Origin of the sequence: Kosakonia sp. S42, assembly GCF_016624785.1 — a bacterium.
GTDB lineage: Bacteria > Pseudomonadota > Gammaproteobacteria > Enterobacterales > Enterobacteriaceae > Kosakonia > Kosakonia cowanii.
This window is the reverse complement of record NZ_JACVTW010000003.1, coordinates 177,231-194,115: the sequence shown is the minus strand read 5'-3', so window position 1 is coordinate 194,115 and position 16,885 is coordinate 177,231. Positions and strand designations below refer to the sequence as shown.

Genomic DNA, 16,885 nt, shown 5'->3' with positions numbered 1-16,885 from the left:
AATGGTGATGGAGCCCTACAACCCGCCGCAGGATCCCTGGCTGGTCATTCTCTATCAGGATGAGCACATTATGGTCGTCAACAAGCCCAGCGGCTTGTTGTCGGTGCCGGGGCGTCTTAATGAGCACAAAGACAGCGTAATGACGCGCATTCAGCGCGACCATCCGCTGGCGGAATCGGTGCACCGGCTGGATATGGCCACCAGCGGCGTGATTGTGGTGGCACTCACCAAAGCGGCCGAGCGCGAGCTGAAACGCCAGTTCCGCGAACGAGAGCCGAAAAAACAGTACCTGGCGCGCGTCTGGGGTCACCCGGAAAAAGCGGAAGGGCTGGTGGATCTGCCGCTGATTTGCGACTGGCCGAACCGGCCAAAGCAGAAGGTCTGTTTTGAAACCGGCAAGGCGGCGCAGACGGAGTATGAAGTACTGTCCTATGACGAGGATGGCAGCGCGCGGGTGCGCCTGAAGCCGATTACCGGTCGTTCACACCAGCTGCGGGTGCATATGCTGGCGCTGGGTCATCCGATTCTTGGCGACCGCTTTTATGCGACGCCAGAGGCGCTGGCGATGGCGCCGCGTTTACAGCTCCATGCCGAAATATTGACCATTACCCACCCGGCGTTTGGCAACAGCATGACGTTTAAGGCACCGGTGGATTTTTGAGAACGCGCCCCGATCTTGCGGTCGGGGACGTTTTTATTAGCGGAACCCTTTCTGTTCGCGAATCAGTTCGTAGGCTTTCTGGATGTCCTGCGCTTTCTGCTTCGCCATCTCCATCATCTCCGGCGGTAATCCTTTCGCCACCAGCTTGTCCGGGTGATGCTCGCCCATTAAGCGTCGATAAGCGCGTTTAATGGTTGTCGCATCGTCGGTGGCTTTCACCCCCAGCACGTTACAGGCATCTTCGAGCGTTGGGCCGCGCTGCGACTGCTGCCATCCACCACCGCCCGCCTGCTGCTGTGAGTTGTTAAAGCCGCCGCCAAACTGCGCCCCGCCCTGCATCATCAGCAGGAACTGATCGAACTGCTGGCGAGAGATGCCCAGCTCTTCGGCAATGACGTACAGAACCTGGCGTTCGCTCGGGTGGAGCGTACCGTCAGCAAACGCTGCCTGGATTTGAATTTCCAGAAACATCCTAATCAAATCAAAGCGACCGAAACAGACGCTGCGAAACTGACGCATCTTGTCGCGCAACGGGTAGTTATCCGTTTTGCCGACGCGAAACGCGTGCTGCGCCGCGGTGCGCGACTCGCCGTGCAGGTTCAGACGATCCATAAACAGGGTGGCGACCTGAATATCCGCTTCCGTTACGCGCCCCTTCGATTTGGTTAAATGCCCCATCACCTCAAAGGTGGTGGCAAAAAAGAGCGTCTGGCGCTCGCGCTGGTTGGCAAACCACGCCATTTTACGGCTGCGTGATTTGTCAAAAAGATGCCCAATAATCAGCCCCAGCACGGCGCCCCAAAAGCCGCCGCCTACGAAAAGGGCAACGACTACTCCAACCACTTTCCCCCAATACTGCATATACTCCCCAAATCGTCATGCCGTCGGCTAAAATTTGCTTTATCATACCCGTCATTCTATGCCGTGCACAGGCGCAGGCTCTCCTTCTGGCTCGAACGCGGGCAGGATTAAAACTAGCGTTGCAAAGGCGAGTAAGTTAGTCTCAGACCGTTTGCCAGCGTAAAGCCACAGATGACGGAACAACACATAAAACGTATGAAAAAACGTATCCCCACCCTCCTGGCCACCATGATTGGCTACGCCCTTTACAGTCAGCAGGGGATGGCAGCCGATCTTGCCTCGCAGTGTATGCTTGGCGTTCCCAGCTATAACCGCCCCCTGATTAAAGGCGATACCAATAACTTACCGGTAACGATCAACGCCGATCATGCTAAAGGCAACTACCCTGACGACGCCGTTTTTACCGGCAATGTCGATATTAATCAGGGTAATAGCCGCATGCAGGCCGATGAGGTGCAGGTTCATCAACAGCAACCGGAAGGTCAGACGGAACCTGTACGAACGGTGGATGCGCTCGGTAATGTGCACTATGACGACAATCAGGTCATCCTGAAAGGTCCGAAAGGTTGGGCGAATCTCAACACCAAAGATACCAATATCTGGGACGGTAACTACCAGATGGTGGACCGCCAGGGTCGCGGTACTGCCGATCTGATGAAACAGCGCGGCCAGAATCGCTACACCATTCTGGACAACGGTACCTTTACCTCCTGTCTGCCCGGCTCCAATACCTGGAGCGTGGTGGGAAGCGAGGTGATTCAGGATCGCGAAGAGCAGGTTGCTGAGATCTGGAACGCCCGCTTTAAGCTCGGCCCGGTTCCGGTCTTCTATAGCCCCTATTTGCAGTTGCCGATCGGGGATAAACGCCGTTCAGGTTTCCTGATCCCGAACGCCAAGTACTCAACCAGCAACTACTTCGAATTCTACCTGCCCTACTACTGGAACATCGCGCCCAATATGGATGCGACGATCACGCCGCACTATATCCACAAGCGCGGTAACACCCAGTGGCAGAATGAGTTCCGCTACTTGTCGCAGGCGGGCCAGGGTCTGATCGAGTTCGATTATCTGCCCTCCGATAAAGTGTATGAAGATGAGCACCCAACCGAAGGCGATCGCCATCGCTGGCTCTTCTTCTGGCAGCATGCCGGGGTGCTGGATCAGGTGTGGCGTTTTAACGCCAACTACACCAAAGTTAGCGATCCGAACTACTTTAACGACTTCTCGTCAAAATATGGTTCCAGTACAGACGGTTACGCCACGCAGATCCTCAGCGTCGGCTATGCGGTTGAAAACTTTGACGCTACGGTCTCTACCAAGCAGTTCCAGGTGTTTAACCGTAACAACAGTAACTCCTACTCTGCGCAGCCGCAGGTGGACGTAAACTGGTACCACAACGATCTCGGTCCGTTCGATTTCCGCGTGTATGGCCAGGCGGTTAACTTTGTTAATACCAACAAAAATAACCCTGAGTCGACGCGTCTGCATCTGGAGCCGACCTTAAGCCTGCCGCTTTCGAATGGCTGGAGCAGTCTTAATACCGAAGTCAAAATGTTGGCGACCCACTACCAGCAGACCAATGTCGACACCTATAACACCCGTAACGGCACCGATTACCGCGAGTCTGTTGACCGCGTCATGCCGCAGTTTAAGACTGACGGCAAGCTGGTGTTCGAACGTAATATGGACTGGGCGGCGGGCTACACCCAGACGCTGGAGCCACGTGCGCAGTACCTCTATGTGCCGTACCGCGATCAGAGCCATATCAATAACTACGACTCCTCCCTGTTGCAGTCAGACTACAGCGGCCTGTTCCGTGACCGTACCTATGGCGGTCTCGACCGCATCGCGTCGGCAAACCAGGTCACTACCGGTCTCACCACGCGTATTTTTGATGATGCGGCGGTTGAACGTTTTAACGTTTCTGTTGGTCAAATCTACTATTTCACCGAGTCCCGTACCGGTGATGACAACATCAAATGGGAGAAAGACAACAAAACCGGTTCGCTGGTGTGGGCAGGTGACACCTACTGGCGTATCTCCGACCGTTGGGGTCTGCGCGGCGGGGTTCAGTACGATACGCGTCTGAACAACATCGCCAACAGCAGCTCTGCGCTGGAGTACCGCCGGGATCAAGACCGTCTGCTACAGCTGAGCTACCGTTATGCAAGCCCGGAGTATATCCAGGCAACGCTGCCGAACTACGCGGCATCAGAGCAGTATAAAAACGGGATTTCGCAGGTGGGCACCGCCGCAAGCTGGCCGATTGCCGATCGCTGGTCTCTTGTTGGCGCGTACTATCTTGATACCAATACCAAAAAGCCTGCGGACCAGATGGTTGGCGTGCAGTACAACTCCTGCTGTTATGCGATTCGCCTCGGTTGGGAACGCAAACTTAACGGCTGGGAGAACGATCAGAGCAAGTATGAAAAAGTTATCGGTTTCAACATTGAGCTTCGCGGCCTGAGCTCCAACTATGGCCTGGGTACGCAAGAGATGCTGCGCTCGAACATCCTGCCGTACCGTAGCTCACTGTGATCTGTTTGATTTGCAACGTAATCCGCACTGCGGTTAATTGAAATGGAAAAGGTATGAAGAACTGGAAAACGCTGCTTCTCGGTATCGCTATGGTTGCGAATACCAGTTTTGCCGCGCCTCAGGTTGTCGATAAAGTCGCCGCCGTGGTGAATAACGGTGTCGTGCTCGAAAGTGACGTTGATGGTTTGATGCAGTCTGTCAAAGCGAATGCTGGCCAGGCGGGCCAACAGTTGCCGGATGACAAAACCCTGCGCCATCAGATCCTGGAGCGTCTGATCATGGATCAGATCATTTTGCAGATGGGCACGAAAATGGGCGTCAAAGTGACTGACGAACAGCTCGATGCCGCTATCGCGGATATTGCGAAACAGAACAACATGACGATGGATCAGATGCGCAGCCGTCTGGCCTACGATGGGATGAATTTCAGCACCTATCGTAATCAGATCCGCAAAGAGATGATCATCTCCGAAGTGCGTAACAGCGAAGTGCGTCGCCGCGTGACCGTGCTGCCGCAGGAAGTGGAGTCGCTGGCGCAGCAGGTTGGCAACCAGAACGATGCCAGCACCGAGCTGAACCTGAGCCACATCCTGATCCCGCTGTCAGAAAACCCGACCTCCGCACAGGTTAACGAAGCAGAAGCCCAGGCGCGCTCGATCATCGAGCAGGCGCGTAACGGCGCTGACTTTGGCAAGCTGGCAATCACCTACTCTGCTGACCAGCAGGCGCTGAAAGGCGGCCAGATGGGCTGGGGCCGTATTCAGGAGCTGCCGAGCGTCTTCGCTCAGGCGCTGAGCACGGCGAAAAAAGGCGACGTGCTGGGCCCAATTCGCTCCGGTGTTGGTTTCCACATTCTTAAAGTGAACGATCTGCGCGGTCAGTCGAAGAGCATCTCCGTGACCGAAGTGCATGCCCGTCACATTCTGCTGAAGCCGTCGCCGATCATGACCGATGACCAGGCGCGTACCAAGCTGGAAGAGATTGCAGCCGACATCAAGGGCGGTCGCACCACCTTCGCTAATGCGGCGAAAGAGTTCTCTCAGGATCCGGGTTCAGCCAACCAGGGCGGCGACCTCGGCTGGGCTGCAGCGGATATCTACGATCCCGCTTTCCGCGATGCGCTGATGAAGCTCAAACGCGGCCAGATGAGCGGCCCGGTGCACTCCTCCTTCGGCTGGCACCTGATCGAAATGCTCGATTCGCGCAACGTCGACAAAACCGATGCCGCGCAGAAAGATCGCGCCTACCGGATGCTGATGAACCGCAAGTTCTCTGAAGAGGCGGCAACCTGGATGCAGGAACAACGCGCCAGCGCTTACGTCAAAATTCTGAGCAACTGATGAACACGCAGCGCATCGTTATCACTCCCGGCGAACCTGCCGGGATTGGCCCGGATCTGGTGGTGCAGCTCGCCCAGCGCGACTGGCCGGTTGAACTGGTAATCTGCGGCGATGCGACGCTGTTAACTGACCGGGCAGCCCTGCTCGGTCTGCCGCTTACGCTTCGGGAGTACACTCCCGGACACGCAGCGGTGCCGCAACAGGCCGGAACCCTTACCCTGCTGCCCGTTGCGCTTAACGCGCCGGTTGTCGCCGGCCGTCTTAATCCGCAAAACGGTGCTTACGTCGTCTCTACCCTTGCCCGCGCCTGTGATGGTTGCCTGAACGGTGAGTTCGCCGCGCTGGTTACCGGCCCGGTGCATAAAGGGGTGATCAACGATTCAGGTACGCCCTTTACCGGGCACACGGAGTTTTTCGAGCAGCGCGCTCACGCCGACAAAGTGGTAATGATGCTGGCAACGGAGACGCTGCGCGTGGCGCTGGCGACGACGCATCTGCCGCTCAGAGAGGTGGCGGATGCCATCACGCCCGATCTGCTGCGTGAAGTTATCACCATCCTGCACGGCGATTTACGGCAGAAGTTTGGCATCGCCTCTCCGCATATTCTGGTCTGCGGCCTCAACCCCCACGCGGGCGAAGGTGGCCATATGGGCACGGAAGAGATCGATACCATCATTCCGGTGCTGGAAGCGATGCGTCGCGAAGGCATGAACTTGAGCGGTCCGCTCCCGGCAGACACGCTGTTTCAGCCGAAATACCTCGATAACGCCGACGCGGTGCTGGCGATGTACCACGATCAAGGCCTGCCCGTGCTAAAATACCAGGGCTTTGGCCGCGGGGTGAATATTACCCTCGGTTTACCTTTTATTCGCACCTCCGTCGACCACGGTACCGCCCTAGAACTGGCGGGACAGGGAACCGCGGAGGTCGGCAGTTTTATTACGGCGCTTAATCTCGCCATCAAGATGATTGTTAATACTCAATGAATACTCGCGTCCATCAGGGCCACTTAGCCCGCAAGCGCTTCGGGCAAAACTTCCTCCACGACCAGTTCGTGATCGACAGCATCGTTTCCGCCATCAACCCGCAAAAGGGTCAGGCCATGGTCGAAATCGGCCCGGGTCTTGGCGCGCTGACCGAACCGGTCGGCGACCGTCTGGATAAAATGACGGTTATCGAGCTTGACCGCGATCTGGCGGCTCGTCTGCAAACGCATCCGTTCCTCGCACCAAAGCTGACGATTTATCAGCAGGATGCGATGACCATGAACTTCGGCGAGCTGTCGCAAACCCTCGGCCAGCCGCTGCGCGTTTTCGGCAACCTGCCCTACAACATCTCGACACCGTTGATGTTTCATCTGTTTAGCTATACTGATGCCATTGCCGACATGCACTTTATGTTGCAAAAAGAGGTGGTAAACCGCCTGGTTGCAGGGCCGAACAGTAAAGCGTATGGACGACTGAGCGTAATGGCGCAGTACTATTGCCAGGTGATCCCGGTGCTCGAAGTGCCGCCGACCGCCTTCGCGCCGCCGCCAAAAGTCGATTCCGCCGTGGTGCGCCTGGTGCCGCATACCACTATGCCGCACCCGGTAAAAGAGGTTCGCACCCTGAGCCGCATTACTACCGAAGCGTTCAACCAGCGCCGTAAGACCATTCGTAACAGTCTCGGCAATGTGTTTACCGTCGACGTGCTTTCATCGTTGGGTATCGATCCGACGATGCGCGCAGAAAATATCTCTGTTGCGCAGTATTGTCAGTTAGCCAACTACCTGACGGATAATGCGCCGCCGAAGGAGAGTTAACCCATGATCAATTCGCCCCGCGTCTCTGTGCAGGTTCAAAGCCTCTATATCGAGTCACAGTCGCAACCCGACCATGAACGCTATGTCTTTGCTTACACCGTCACCATCCGGAACCTGGGGCGAAGCGCCGTCCAGTTGCTCAGTCGCTACTGGTTGATCACCAATGGAAATGGCCGCGAAACGGAAGTGCAGGGCGAAGGTGTGGTCGGCGAGCAGCCCCATATCGAGCCAGGCGGCGAATTTCAGTACACCAGCGGCGCGGTGATCGAAACGCCGCTGGGCACCATGCAGGGCCATTACGATATGGTCGATGCGCAGGGCAACCCCTTCCGCGTCGCTATCCCGGTCTTCCGACTCGCCGTTCCAATAGTGATCCATTAATCAATGTCTACATACTTTATTGGCGACGTTCACGGTTGCTTTGATGAACTGATCGCGCTGTTAAACCAGGTGCAGTTTTCACCGGAAAAAGACACCGTATGGCTGACCGGCGACCTCGTGGCGCGCGGCCCTGGCTCGCTCGACGTGCTGCGTTACGTCAAATCCCTTGGCGACAGCGCGCGCGTTGTGCTCGGCAATCACGATCTGCATCTGCTGGCGGTCTTTGCCGGTATCAGCCGCAATAAGCCGAAAGATCGGCTTAACCTGCTGCTGGAAGCACCCGACGCCGACGAGCTGATTAACTGGCTGCGTCGCCAGCCGCTGCTGCAAATCGATGAAGAGAAAAAGGTGGTGATGGCCCACGCCGGGATCACGCCACAGTGGGATCTCGACACGGCGAAAAGCTGCGCCCGCGATGTCGAAGCGGTGCTGGCGAGCGACTCCTATCCGCTATTCCTCGATGCGATGTATGGCGATCTGCCAAACCACTGGTCGCCGGAGCTGAGCGGCCTTGCACGTTTACGCTTTATCACCAACGCATTTACGCGGATGCGTTACTGCTTCCCGAACGGGCAGCTGGATATGTACTGCAAAGATACGCCGCAGAACGCGCCGGCACCGCTGAAACCCTGGTTCTCAATTCCGGGTCCGGTCGCGCAGGAGTACAGCATCGTCTTCGGTCACTGGGCATCGCTGGAAGGCGAAGGCACCCCGGAGGGGATTTACGGCCTGGATACCGGCTGCTGCTGGGGCGGGGATCTCACCTGCCTGCGCTGGGAAGATAAGCAGATCTTCACCCAGCCATCGAATCGCCAGATGGATCTGGGTGATGGGGAAGCCATCGCCTCCTGAAATGAAAATCCCCGGCATGCCGGGGATTTTGCTATTAGCGACGCTCGAGAATTTCGAAGCAGTAGCTGTGTGAATTCTGCGCGTCCGCGTCGTGGAATTCACTGAAGACCGAGTCCCACTCGTCCGGATCGTAATCCGGGAAATGGGTATCGCCCTCCACTTCCGCATCAATGTGCGTCAGATAGAGGCGCTGCGCTTTCGGCAGGAACTGCTCATACACGCGGCCGCCACCGATCACCATGATCTCCTGCGCATCGCCGCACGCCGCCAGCGCATCCTCAACGGATTTCACCCACTCAACGCGATCGTCGGTGCCAGGCTGGCTGCTGATGACAATGTTTTTACGCCCCGGCAGCGGGCGACCGATGGATTCCCATGTCAGGCGGCCCATCACAACAGGTTTATTCAAGGTGTTGCGCTTAAACCAGGCGAGATCGGCAGGGAGATCCCACGGCATGGCATTCTCCATACCGATGACGCGATCCACTGCTAACGCCGCAATCAGACTGATCATTCATTCATTTCCTGGATGCAAAAAATTGTCGCCACTATACGGAAAGCACAATCTTTCGTCGACGGTGTGCAAGGTAAAGAAGAAGAAAAATTTCTGTTCTGCTGGCGGTGACCCTGCACATCTTCGCACCGCCAGCTTTCCATGCCTGATCTATCAAGCCGTTAGCCGTCAAGCAGCCTTAACAGACCGCGCGATCAGGGCTCTGGTTTCACCGCGGGCTCATCTGCCGGATCGTCAGTGTGCCGCCCCTCTTCCGTCCCCTGCCAGCCATGGCGCTGCGTAACGGAGAGATGCGCACGGTCTTCGGCGATAATCTCCGTCAGCATGGCGCTGGTACGCTTAAACACCGCAACGCGCCCCTGGCCGCCATCTTCCGCATTCGCCATCTCTTCAATCATGTCGTGATTAAAGCGGCGGAAGCGATCGGCGCGCTCACGCGCCTCATAGGCACCCAGCCCCAGCCCTTCAAGGGCCTGACGGCCGGTTTTCAACGCCGCTTCGAAGGTCTCACGTTCAGGATCCTCAACGCCCATCTGACGCAGGCGAATGTAGTGATCGACATCGCGGGCGCGGGCAATAATGCGCAGGTGCGGGAAGTGCTCCTTCGCCAGCTCCGTTAAGTGCAGGCTGGCTTCGGGATCATCAATTGCGTTGATCAAGACTTCCGCCCGCGCCGCGCCTGCAGACTCCAGCAGATCGACGCGGGTCGCGTCACCGTAGAAGACCTTCATACCAAACTTACGCAGCGTCTCGATATGGTCGGGATCGTGATCGAGGATCACCATCTTCACGCCGCTGGAGAGCAGCAGACGCCCTGAGATCTGCCCGAAGCGGCCAAAGCCGGCAACGATTACCCGCGCCTCCTCTTCGTCAATGGCATCGGCTTCCTGCTCCCGATCGCCGCCGCCCGCTTCCAGACGCGCAAGCACCAGCAGCAGCAGCGGCGTTGCCGCCATCGACAGCGCCACGGTGAGGGTTAAGGCTTTCGCCCATTCACTATCCAGCACTTGCGCCGTCTGCGCGGCACCAAACACCACGAAGGCAAATTCACTCCCCTGCCCCAGCAGCGCCGCGAACCACCAGCGCTGTTTGCGCGGCACCGTTAAAGGACGCGCAATCAGCCACAGCACCGCGGTTTTGATCACCAGGAACCCGCCCAGCAGCAGCAGGATGCGCAGCGGATGACTCACCAACGTGCCGAAATCGATCGACATGCCGACGCCGATAAAGAAGAGCCCGAGCAGCAGCCCTTTAAACGGCTCGATATCGCTCTCCAGCGCGTGGCGATACTCGGAGCTGGCGAGCAGCACCCCGGCGAGGAAGGCGCCCATCGCCATCGATAAACCGGCCTCTTCCAGCAGCAAACCGAAACCGAAGACCAGCAGCAGCGCCACGGCGCAGAAGACTTCGCGCAGGCCGGAGCGGGCAACAAAACGCAGTGCCGGGCGCGCGACATAGCGCCCAATCAGCACCACCAGCGTCAGCGCCGCCACCACTTTTAACGCGGATAATAGAAAGGCGCTGAGGGTCATCGCTCCGCCACTGGCGGCCAGTAGCGGGATCATCGCCACCAGCGGAATCGCGGCGATATCCTGGAACAGCAGCACTGAAAAGGCGCTGCGCCCCATCTGCGAGGCGGTCAGGTTCCGTTCATTCATCGCCTGCATGGCAATAGCGGTTGATGAGAGTCCCAGCGTCAGGCCAATCAGCAGCGCCACCGGCCACGGCAGCCCGAGCAGCAGGCAGAAGCCGCCGAGCAGCAGGCCACAGCTGCCCATCTGCAACGCGCCGCCGCCAAACACCGAGGCGCGCAATTTCCATAACCGCTGCGGATCCAGCTCGAGCCCGATAATAAACAGCATTAATACCACGCCGATTTCGGCAAAATGCAGAATAGACTCCGCATCGGTGACCAGCCGTAACCCCCACGGGCCGATAATCCCGCCAGCAATCAGGTAACCAAGCACTGAACCGAGCCCGAGGCGCATGGCGATTGGCACCACCAGCGCCGCCGCGCCCAGGTAGATCAGCGCCTGAATCATTGAGTGACTATCCACGCTGTACCTCCAGCCATGTCTGCAAACGCTGTTTATATTGCCGTGCCTGCGCCTGCAGGGTTTCGTCATCGCAGACAAAAGTGCGGTGAATGGCAAAAGGCGGCAGCCAGGTTAGCCCGCAATAGAGCGCCGTGGCCTGCAAAGGCTGAGCCAGCACTTCAAAACCAGGATGCTCACCCAGATCAAAATGGTGCTCGCCGCCGCCGGTAGTCACCGCCCACATAATGCTTTTGCCACGCAACGCGGTGCCGCCGTGACCATATGCCCAGCCGTGGGCCAGCACTTTATCGATCCAGAGTTTGAGTAAAGGCGTGACGCTATACCACTGCATCGGGTGCTGCCAGATGATGAGATCGGCACGTGCCAGCGCCTGCTGCTCGGCGGCAATGTCGATATTGAAATCGGGATAGAGGTCGTAAAGGGAACGGATCTCCACCTCATCCATTGTCCTGACCTGCTCAAGCATCTGCTTATTAGCATGGGAGTGTTGCGGATAGGGGTGGGCGTAAATAATAAGGATCATCGATTACCTGTTTCACTGACAATTTTCAAAGAGTGTAGACAGTTAATCGATTGGCTAACAGTGGCAATCTGTAGGGAAATTCAGAGGGGGGTCGTGCGGCGGCGAGTGCCACCGCACGCTAAGCGCGGCGGATTAGTTATCCAGCTCGCTCATACCTTTAACCTGGTCACGGTTGATCTGCTGCGTTTTACCGGTTTCGGCATTTTTAATGGAGACCATACCGGTATCTTTGTCTACCTGCGGCTTGCCGTCGGTAACGATGGTTTTGCCATCGGTCGTCTCTACAGCCTGGTTTGAAGAACAACCGGCAACGGTAAACAGCGCAGCGGCAGTCATTACGGATGTGAGCAGAAGTTTAGTTTTCATGGTTCTCTCCCTGTTTTGCAGTCAATTTTAGGCTTCTTGGGAGTAAGTGTAGGGTAACTTGCTGAGGGATGAGGAAAATACAGAACACTCTGAAGGTGGGTAAATGCAGGTAGGATCGCGTAGGCCTGATAAGCGAAGCGCCATCAGGCATTATTGCCGGATGGCGGCGACGCCTTATCCGGCCTACAAATAGTGCGAATAAAAAATTCGGGCCGGTAAACCGGCCCGCTCTGTTACTTGTTGATCTGCGCGTGCATCTCCTGCACGGAGGTCACCTTCTCGGTGGCGTCGGCATTCAGCGCCATTGCGGTGGCGAAGCCGCCGTTCAGGGTGGTGTCGTAATGCACCTTGTACTGCAGCGCGCTGCGGCGAATCAGTTTTGAATCCTCAATCGCCTGGCGGCCTGCGGTGGTGTTAATGATGTAGGTATATTCGCCATTCTTAATACGATCCTGAATGTGCGGACGCCCTTCATGCACCTTATTCACCAGGCGCGGGTTGATGCCTGCTTCGCCGAGCACAATCGCTGTGCCGTGGGTAGCATCCAGCTCGAAACCCTGCTTCAGCAGCTTGGCGGCGAGGTCAACAACGCGCTCTTTATCCCCTTCGCGCACCGACAGCAGCGCACGGCCACGCTTCTGCATGGTGGAGTTGCTGCCGAGCTGCGCTTTGGCGAACGCTTCAGCAAAGGTGCGACCGACGCCCATCACTTCCCCGGTCGAGCGCATTTCCGGCCCTAACAGCGGGTCAACGCCCGGGAATTTGTTGAACGGCAGCACTACCTCTTTCACCGAGTAGTACGGCGGGATAATTTCGCTGGTGTGGCCCTGCGCAGCCAGAGTCTGACCGGTCATCACGCGCGCCGCCACTTTCGCCAGCGGAACACCCGTCGCTTTTGAAACAAACGGTACGGTACGCGCCGCACGCGGGTTCACTTCAATCAGGTAGACGTCGTTATCTTTCACTGCGAACTGCACGTTCATCAGACCGCGCACCTGCAACTCAAACGCCAGTTTCTGCACCTGCTGGCGCATCACATCCTGAATCTCCTGGCTCAGCGTATAAGCTGGCAGTGAACAGGCGGAGTCACCGGAGTGAACACCTGCCTGCTCGATATGCTCCATGATGCCGCCAATCAGCACGCTTTCGCCGTCGCAAATCGCGTCGACGTCCACTTCTACTGCGTCATCGAGGAACTTATCCAGCAGCACCGGCGCATCGTTCGAGACGCTGACTGCGGTCATAAAGTAGCGACGCAGGTCGACTTCGTCGTAGACAATCTCCATTGCGCGGCCGCCCAGCACATAGGAGGGACGCACCACCAGCGGATAGGTGATCTCTTTGGCTTTCTCAACCGCCTGCTCCAGCGCCGTGACCGTGGCGTTAGCCGGTTGCAGCAGCTTCAGGCGCTCTACCGCCTGCTGGAAACGCTCGCGGTCTTCCGCGCGGTCGATTGCGTCCGGGCTGGTGCCGATAATCGGTACGCCCGCTGCTTCCAGTTCGCGCGCCAGTTTCAGCGGCGTCTGCCCGCCGTACTGGACGATCACGCCCTTCGGCTTCTCGATACGCACGATTTCCAGCACATCTTCCAGCGTTACCGGCTCGAAGTAGAGGCGGTCGGAGGTATCGTAATCGGTGGAGACGGTCTCCGGGTTACAGTTGACCATAATGGTCTCGTAACCATCTTCGCGCAGCGCCAGCGAGGCGTGGACGCAGCAGTAGTCAAACTCAATACCCTGGCCGATACGGTTTGGACCACCGCCGAGCACCATGATTTTTTCGCGATCCTGGTTCGGGTTCGCTTCGCACTCCTCTTCATAAGTGGAGTACATATAGGCGGTGTCGGTAGCGAACTCCGCGGCGCAGGTATCAACGCGTTTGTAGACCGGGTGCAGGTTGTACTGGTCGCGCAGCTTGCGGATCTCCGCTTCGCGCACGCCAACCAGCGTTGCCAGGCGAGCATCGGCAAAGCCTTTGCGTTTCAGCTGGCGCAGGAAGTCGGCGTTCAGGCCGTTAATGCCCTGCGCGGCGACCTGCTCTTCCAGACGCACCAGCTCCTCAATCTGCACCAGGAACCAGCGGTCGATATTGGTCAGGTTGAAGACGCCATCAACCGAAAGGCCAGCGCGGAAAGCGTCAGCGATGTACCAGATACGATCCGCGCCCGCGTCTTTCAGTTCGCGGCGGATTTTGGTCAGCGCTTCCGGATCCTCAAGGCTTACTTTCGGGTCGAAGCCGGTGGCGCCCACTTCGAGGCCGCGCAGCGCTTTTTGCAGCGACTCCTGCTGGGTGCGGCCAATCGCCATCACTTCACCAACGGATTTCATCTGCGTGGTCAGGCGGTCGTTAGCACCGACAAATTTTTCGAAGTTGAAGCGCGGAATCTTGGTCACGACATAGTCGATAGAGGGTTCGAACGACGCCGGGGTACGCCCGCCGGTAATATCGTTCATCAGCTCATCCAGCGTGTAACCTACCGCCAGTTTCGCCGCCACTTTTGCAATCGGGAAGCCGGTCGCTTTTGAAGCCAGCGCTGAAGAGCGTGACACGCGCGGGTTCATCTCGATAACAATCAGACGACCGTTTTTCGGGTTGACCGCGAACTGCACGTTGGAGCCGCCGGTCTCCACACCGATTTCACGCAGTACCGCCATCGAGGCGTTACGCATGATTTGGTACTCTTTGTCGGTCAGGGTCTGCGCCGGGGCCACGGTGATGGAGTCACCGGTATGGATGCCCATGGCGTCGAAGTTTTCAATCGAGCAGACGATGATGCAGTTGTCATTCTTATCGCGCACCACCTCCATCTCATACTCTTTCCAGCCAATCAGCGACTCATCAATCAGCAGCTCTTTGGTCGGAGAGAGGTCGAGGCCGCGGGCGCAAATCTCTTCAAACTCTTCGCGGTTATAGGCGATGCCGCCGCCGGTGCCGCCCATGGTAAAGGAGGGGCGGATAATGCACGGGTAGCCGACGTCAGCCGCCACGGCCAGCGCTTCGTCCATGGTGTGCGCAATGCCGGAACGCGCAGTATCGAGGCCGATTTTCTTCATCGCAATATCGAAACGGCGGCGATCTTCCGCTTTATCAATCGCATCTGCGGTAGCGCCAATCATCGTCACGCCGAACTCTTCCAGCACGCCCTGACGCTCAAGCTCCAGCGCGCAGTTGAGCGCGGTCTGGCCGCCCATTGTCGGCAGCACCGCGTCCGGGCGCTCTTTCTCGATGATTTTGCGCACCACTTCCCAGTGGATTGGCTCGATATAGGTGGCGTCCGCCATTTCCGGGTCGGTCATGATGGTTGCCGGGTTGGAGTTCACCAGGATTACGCGGTAACCCTCTTCGCGCAGCGCTTTACATGCCTGCGCGCCGGAGTAGTCGAATTCACACGCCTGGCCGATAACAATCGGGCCAGCGCCAAGGATCAGGATGCTTTTTAGGTCTGTACGTTTTGGCATGGCTCTTTTTCTCCTGATTATTTGGCGGTATGACGATACTGCTCAATCAATTCAATAAAGTGGTCAAACAGCGGCGCGGCGTCGTGCGGGCCTGGGCTGGCTTCCGGGTGGCCCTGGAAGCTGAAGGCCGGCTTATCGGTGCGGTGAATGCCCTGCAGCGTGCCGTCGAACAGCGATTTGTGCGTAACGCGCAGGTTAGCAGGCATAGAAGCCTCGTCGACGGCAAAGCCGTGGTTCTGCGCGGTGATCATCACCGTATTGTTGTCGATATCTTTTACCGGGTGGTTGCCGCCGTGGTGACCAAACTTCATCTTCACGGTTTTCGCACCGCTCGCCAGCGCCAGCAGCTGGTGTCCGAGGCAGATGCCGAACACCGGAATGTCGGTTTCCAGGAACGCTTTAATCGCGTCGATGGCGTAATCGCACGGTGCCGGGTCGCCGGGGCCGTTAGAGAGGAAGATGCCGTCCGGATTCATTTTCAGTACTTCTGCGGCCGGGGTTTGCGCCGGGACTACCGTCAGGCGGCAGCCGCGATCCACCAGCATGCGCAGAATGTTGCGTTTCGCGCCGTAATCATAGGCCACAACGTGGTAAGGCAGTTCGCTCTCTTGTTTCGCTTCCGGCAGCTCGTCCGCCAGCGTCCAGCTGCCCTGCGTCCAGCTATAGCTCTCCTGAGTCGTTACCTCTTTCGCCAGATCCATCCCGTTCAGCCCCGGGAAGGCTTTCGCTTTCTCCAGCGCCACGGTCTCGTCGAGGTTTTCGCCCGCGATAATGCAGCCGTTCTGTGCGCCTTTTTCGCGCAGCAGGCGGGTCAGCTTACGGGTATCGATATCGGCAATCGCCACGATGTTATGGCGTTTCAGGTAGGAAGAGAGATCTTCAGTGCTGCGGTAGTTGCTGGCAATCAGCGGCAGGTCGCGAATCACCAGACCCTGCGCATGCACCTGAGAGGACTCTTCGTCAGCCGCGTTGGTGCCGACATTGCCAATATGAGGATAAGTAAGAGTGACGATTTGGCGGGAATAGGAAGGATCAGTGAGGATTTCTTGATAACCGGTCATTGAAGTATTGAAAACGACTTCCCCAACCGCCGTGCCCGTTGCCCCTATGGCCCGACCGTAAAACTGGGTTCCGTCTTCCAGAACCAATAGCGCTGACTTAATCAAAACACCCTCCAGAGAATATTCACTCACTTTATTTGCATATTAATTCATATCAGGATGATGAATCAATGCAAATTTGCTGGCCGTGGATTTTTGGCAAACGGCGGCATTCTGGAGAGATGCGGGATAAAAGTCAACTTATGAGGCCTATTTTTCTTTCTCTTTTACGCCACTGCCTGCTTTTACAGGGTTTAAGAGATAAAAAAAGAAGATAAGCGGAGTCGGGAAAACGCTTGCGTGGGAAGAAAATTGTATCTGAGTGGTCGCCGGAGTGAAAAACCAGACCAAATGGTCAAAATTTACATTTTAGAAACAAAAAATCACTCATAAAGTGTGTAATTTAGCGGCTTGAAAGCAAAAATCATTT

General features: G+C 57.2%; 14 protein-coding genes. 7 read left to right on the top strand and 7 right to left on the bottom strand.

What is annotated here, in order from left to right:
- Position 1: 1 nt before the first annotated feature.
- A complete protein-coding gene (gene rluA / locus IAE50_RS06560) occupies positions 2 to 661 on the top strand; it encodes a bifunctional tRNA pseudouridine(32) synthase/23S rRNA pseudouridine(746) synthase RluA (RefSeq protein ID WP_200579871.1) in 660 nt (219 codons plus the stop codon).
- A gap of 36 nt (positions 662 to 697) precedes the next feature.
- Here the strand turns inward: rluA and djlA are convergent, their stop codons facing one another.
- Positions 698 to 1,522 (bottom strand): co-chaperone DjlA, encoded by an 825-nt coding sequence (gene djlA, locus IAE50_RS06555; RefSeq protein ID WP_124969843.1) that lies wholly within the window; start codon positions 1,520 to 1,522, stop codon positions 698 to 700.
- Positions 1,523 to 1,717: 195 nt separating this feature from the next.
- Here djlA and lptD point away from each other — a divergent pair, with 195 nt between their 5' ends.
- Genes lptD through apaH form a run of 6 tightly spaced genes read left to right on the top strand, consistent with a single transcriptional unit; the run spans position 1,718 to position 8,437 of the window.
- The gene (lptD, locus tag IAE50_RS06550; RefSeq protein ID WP_200579870.1) at positions 1,718 to 4,060 is read left to right on the top strand and encodes an LPS assembly protein LptD; all 2,343 of its coding nucleotides are present in this window, start codon (positions 1,718 to 1,720) and stop codon (positions 4,058 to 4,060) included.
- 53 nt (positions 4,061 to 4,113) lie between these two features.
- Positions 4,114 to 5,400 carry a peptidylprolyl isomerase SurA gene (gene surA / locus IAE50_RS06545; RefSeq protein ID WP_200579869.1) on the top strand — a complete coding sequence of 429 codons (1,287 nt, stop codon included), beginning with the start codon at positions 4,114 to 4,116 and terminating at the stop codon, positions 5,398 to 5,400.
- Positions 5,397 to 6,386: a 4-hydroxythreonine-4-phosphate dehydrogenase PdxA gene (gene pdxA, locus IAE50_RS06540; RefSeq protein WP_200579921.1), complete on the top strand. Its 990-nt coding sequence runs from the start codon at positions 5,397 to 5,399 to the stop codon at positions 6,384 to 6,386. Before surA ends, pdxA begins: the two co-directional genes overlap by 4 nt.
- Positions 6,383 to 7,204, top strand: coding sequence for a 16S rRNA (adenine(1518)-N(6)/adenine(1519)-N(6))-dimethyltransferase RsmA (gene rsmA / locus IAE50_RS06535; RefSeq protein ID WP_023480359.1), 822 nt, complete (start codon positions 6,383 to 6,385; stop codon positions 7,202 to 7,204). Before pdxA ends, rsmA begins: the two co-directional genes overlap by 4 nt.
- Before the next feature lie 3 nt (positions 7,205 to 7,207).
- Complete coding sequence (gene apaG, locus IAE50_RS06530) at positions 7,208 to 7,585, top strand: Co2+/Mg2+ efflux protein ApaG (protein ID WP_042715373.1); 378 nt, start codon at positions 7,208 to 7,210, stop codon at positions 7,583 to 7,585.
- 3 nt (positions 7,586 to 7,588) lie between these two features.
- Positions 7,589 to 8,437 carry a bis(5'-nucleosyl)-tetraphosphatase (symmetrical) ApaH gene (gene apaH / locus IAE50_RS06525; RefSeq protein WP_200134219.1) on the top strand — a complete coding sequence of 283 codons (849 nt, stop codon included), beginning with the start codon at positions 7,589 to 7,591 and terminating at the stop codon, positions 8,435 to 8,437.
- 34 nt (positions 8,438 to 8,471) lie between these two features.
- Here apaH and folA read toward each other — a convergent pair whose 3' ends face one another.
- The 6 genes from folA to carA form a co-directional block, all read right to left on the bottom strand.
- Positions 8,472 to 8,951: a type 3 dihydrofolate reductase gene (folA, locus tag IAE50_RS06520; protein ID WP_023480281.1), complete on the bottom strand. Its 480-nt coding sequence runs from the start codon at positions 8,949 to 8,951 to the stop codon at positions 8,472 to 8,474.
- Positions 8,952 to 9,145: 194 nt separating this feature from the next.
- Positions 9,146 to 11,008, bottom strand: a complete 1,863-nt coding sequence (gene kefC, locus IAE50_RS06515) for a glutathione-regulated potassium-efflux system protein KefC (RefSeq protein WP_139966657.1) — start codon at positions 11,006 to 11,008, stop codon at positions 9,146 to 9,148.
- Positions 11,001 to 11,531, bottom strand: coding sequence for a glutathione-regulated potassium-efflux system oxidoreductase KefF (gene kefF / locus IAE50_RS06510; RefSeq protein WP_200134218.1), 531 nt, complete (start codon positions 11,529 to 11,531; stop codon positions 11,001 to 11,003). Before kefF ends, kefC begins: the two co-directional genes overlap by 8 nt.
- 132 nt (positions 11,532 to 11,663) lie before the next feature.
- Positions 11,664 to 11,897, bottom strand: coding sequence for a YgdI/YgdR family lipoprotein (locus tag IAE50_RS06505; protein ID WP_042715383.1), 234 nt, complete (start codon positions 11,895 to 11,897; stop codon positions 11,664 to 11,666).
- A gap of 233 nt (positions 11,898 to 12,130) precedes the next feature.
- Positions 12,131 to 15,355 carry a carbamoyl-phosphate synthase large subunit gene (carB, locus tag IAE50_RS06500; RefSeq protein ID WP_094419334.1) on the bottom strand — a complete coding sequence of 1,075 codons (3,225 nt, stop codon included), beginning with the start codon at positions 15,353 to 15,355 and terminating at the stop codon, positions 12,131 to 12,133.
- A gap of 17 nt (positions 15,356 to 15,372) precedes the next feature.
- The gene (gene carA, locus IAE50_RS06495; RefSeq protein WP_023480398.1) at positions 15,373 to 16,521 is read right to left on the bottom strand and encodes a glutamine-hydrolyzing carbamoyl-phosphate synthase small subunit; all 1,149 of its coding nucleotides are present in this window, start codon (positions 16,519 to 16,521) and stop codon (positions 15,373 to 15,375) included.
- Between the last annotated feature and the right edge of the window lie 364 nt (positions 16,522 to 16,885).

Coding starts and splice junctions, on each gene's coding strand:
- rluA (WP_200579871.1), top strand. CDS start 2: ATGGTGATGGAGCCCTACAACCCGCCGCAGGATCCCTGGCTGGTCATT.
- djlA (WP_124969843.1), bottom strand. CDS start 1,522: ATGCAGTATTGGGGGAAAGTGGTTGGAGTAGTCGTTGCCCTTTTCGTA.
- lptD (WP_200579870.1), top strand. CDS start 1,718: ATGAAAAAACGTATCCCCACCCTCCTGGCCACCATGATTGGCTACGCC.
- surA (WP_200579869.1), top strand. CDS start 4,114: ATGAAGAACTGGAAAACGCTGCTTCTCGGTATCGCTATGGTTGCGAAT.
- rsmA (WP_023480359.1), top strand. CDS start 6,383: ATGAATACTCGCGTCCATCAGGGCCACTTAGCCCGCAAGCGCTTCGGG.
- apaG (WP_042715373.1), top strand. CDS start 7,208: ATGATCAATTCGCCCCGCGTCTCTGTGCAGGTTCAAAGCCTCTATATC.
- apaH (WP_200134219.1), top strand. CDS start 7,589: ATGTCTACATACTTTATTGGCGACGTTCACGGTTGCTTTGATGAACTG.
- folA (WP_023480281.1), bottom strand. CDS start 8,951: ATGATCAGTCTGATTGCGGCGTTAGCAGTGGATCGCGTCATCGGTATG.
- kefF (WP_200134218.1), bottom strand. CDS start 11,531: ATGATCCTTATTATTTACGCCCACCCCTATCCGCAACACTCCCATGCT.
- IAE50_RS06505 (WP_042715383.1), bottom strand. CDS start 11,897: ATGAAAACTAAACTTCTGCTCACATCCGTAATGACTGCCGCTGCGCTG.
- carB (WP_094419334.1), bottom strand. CDS start 15,355: ATGCCAAAACGTACAGACCTAAAAAGCATCCTGATCCTTGGCGCTGGC.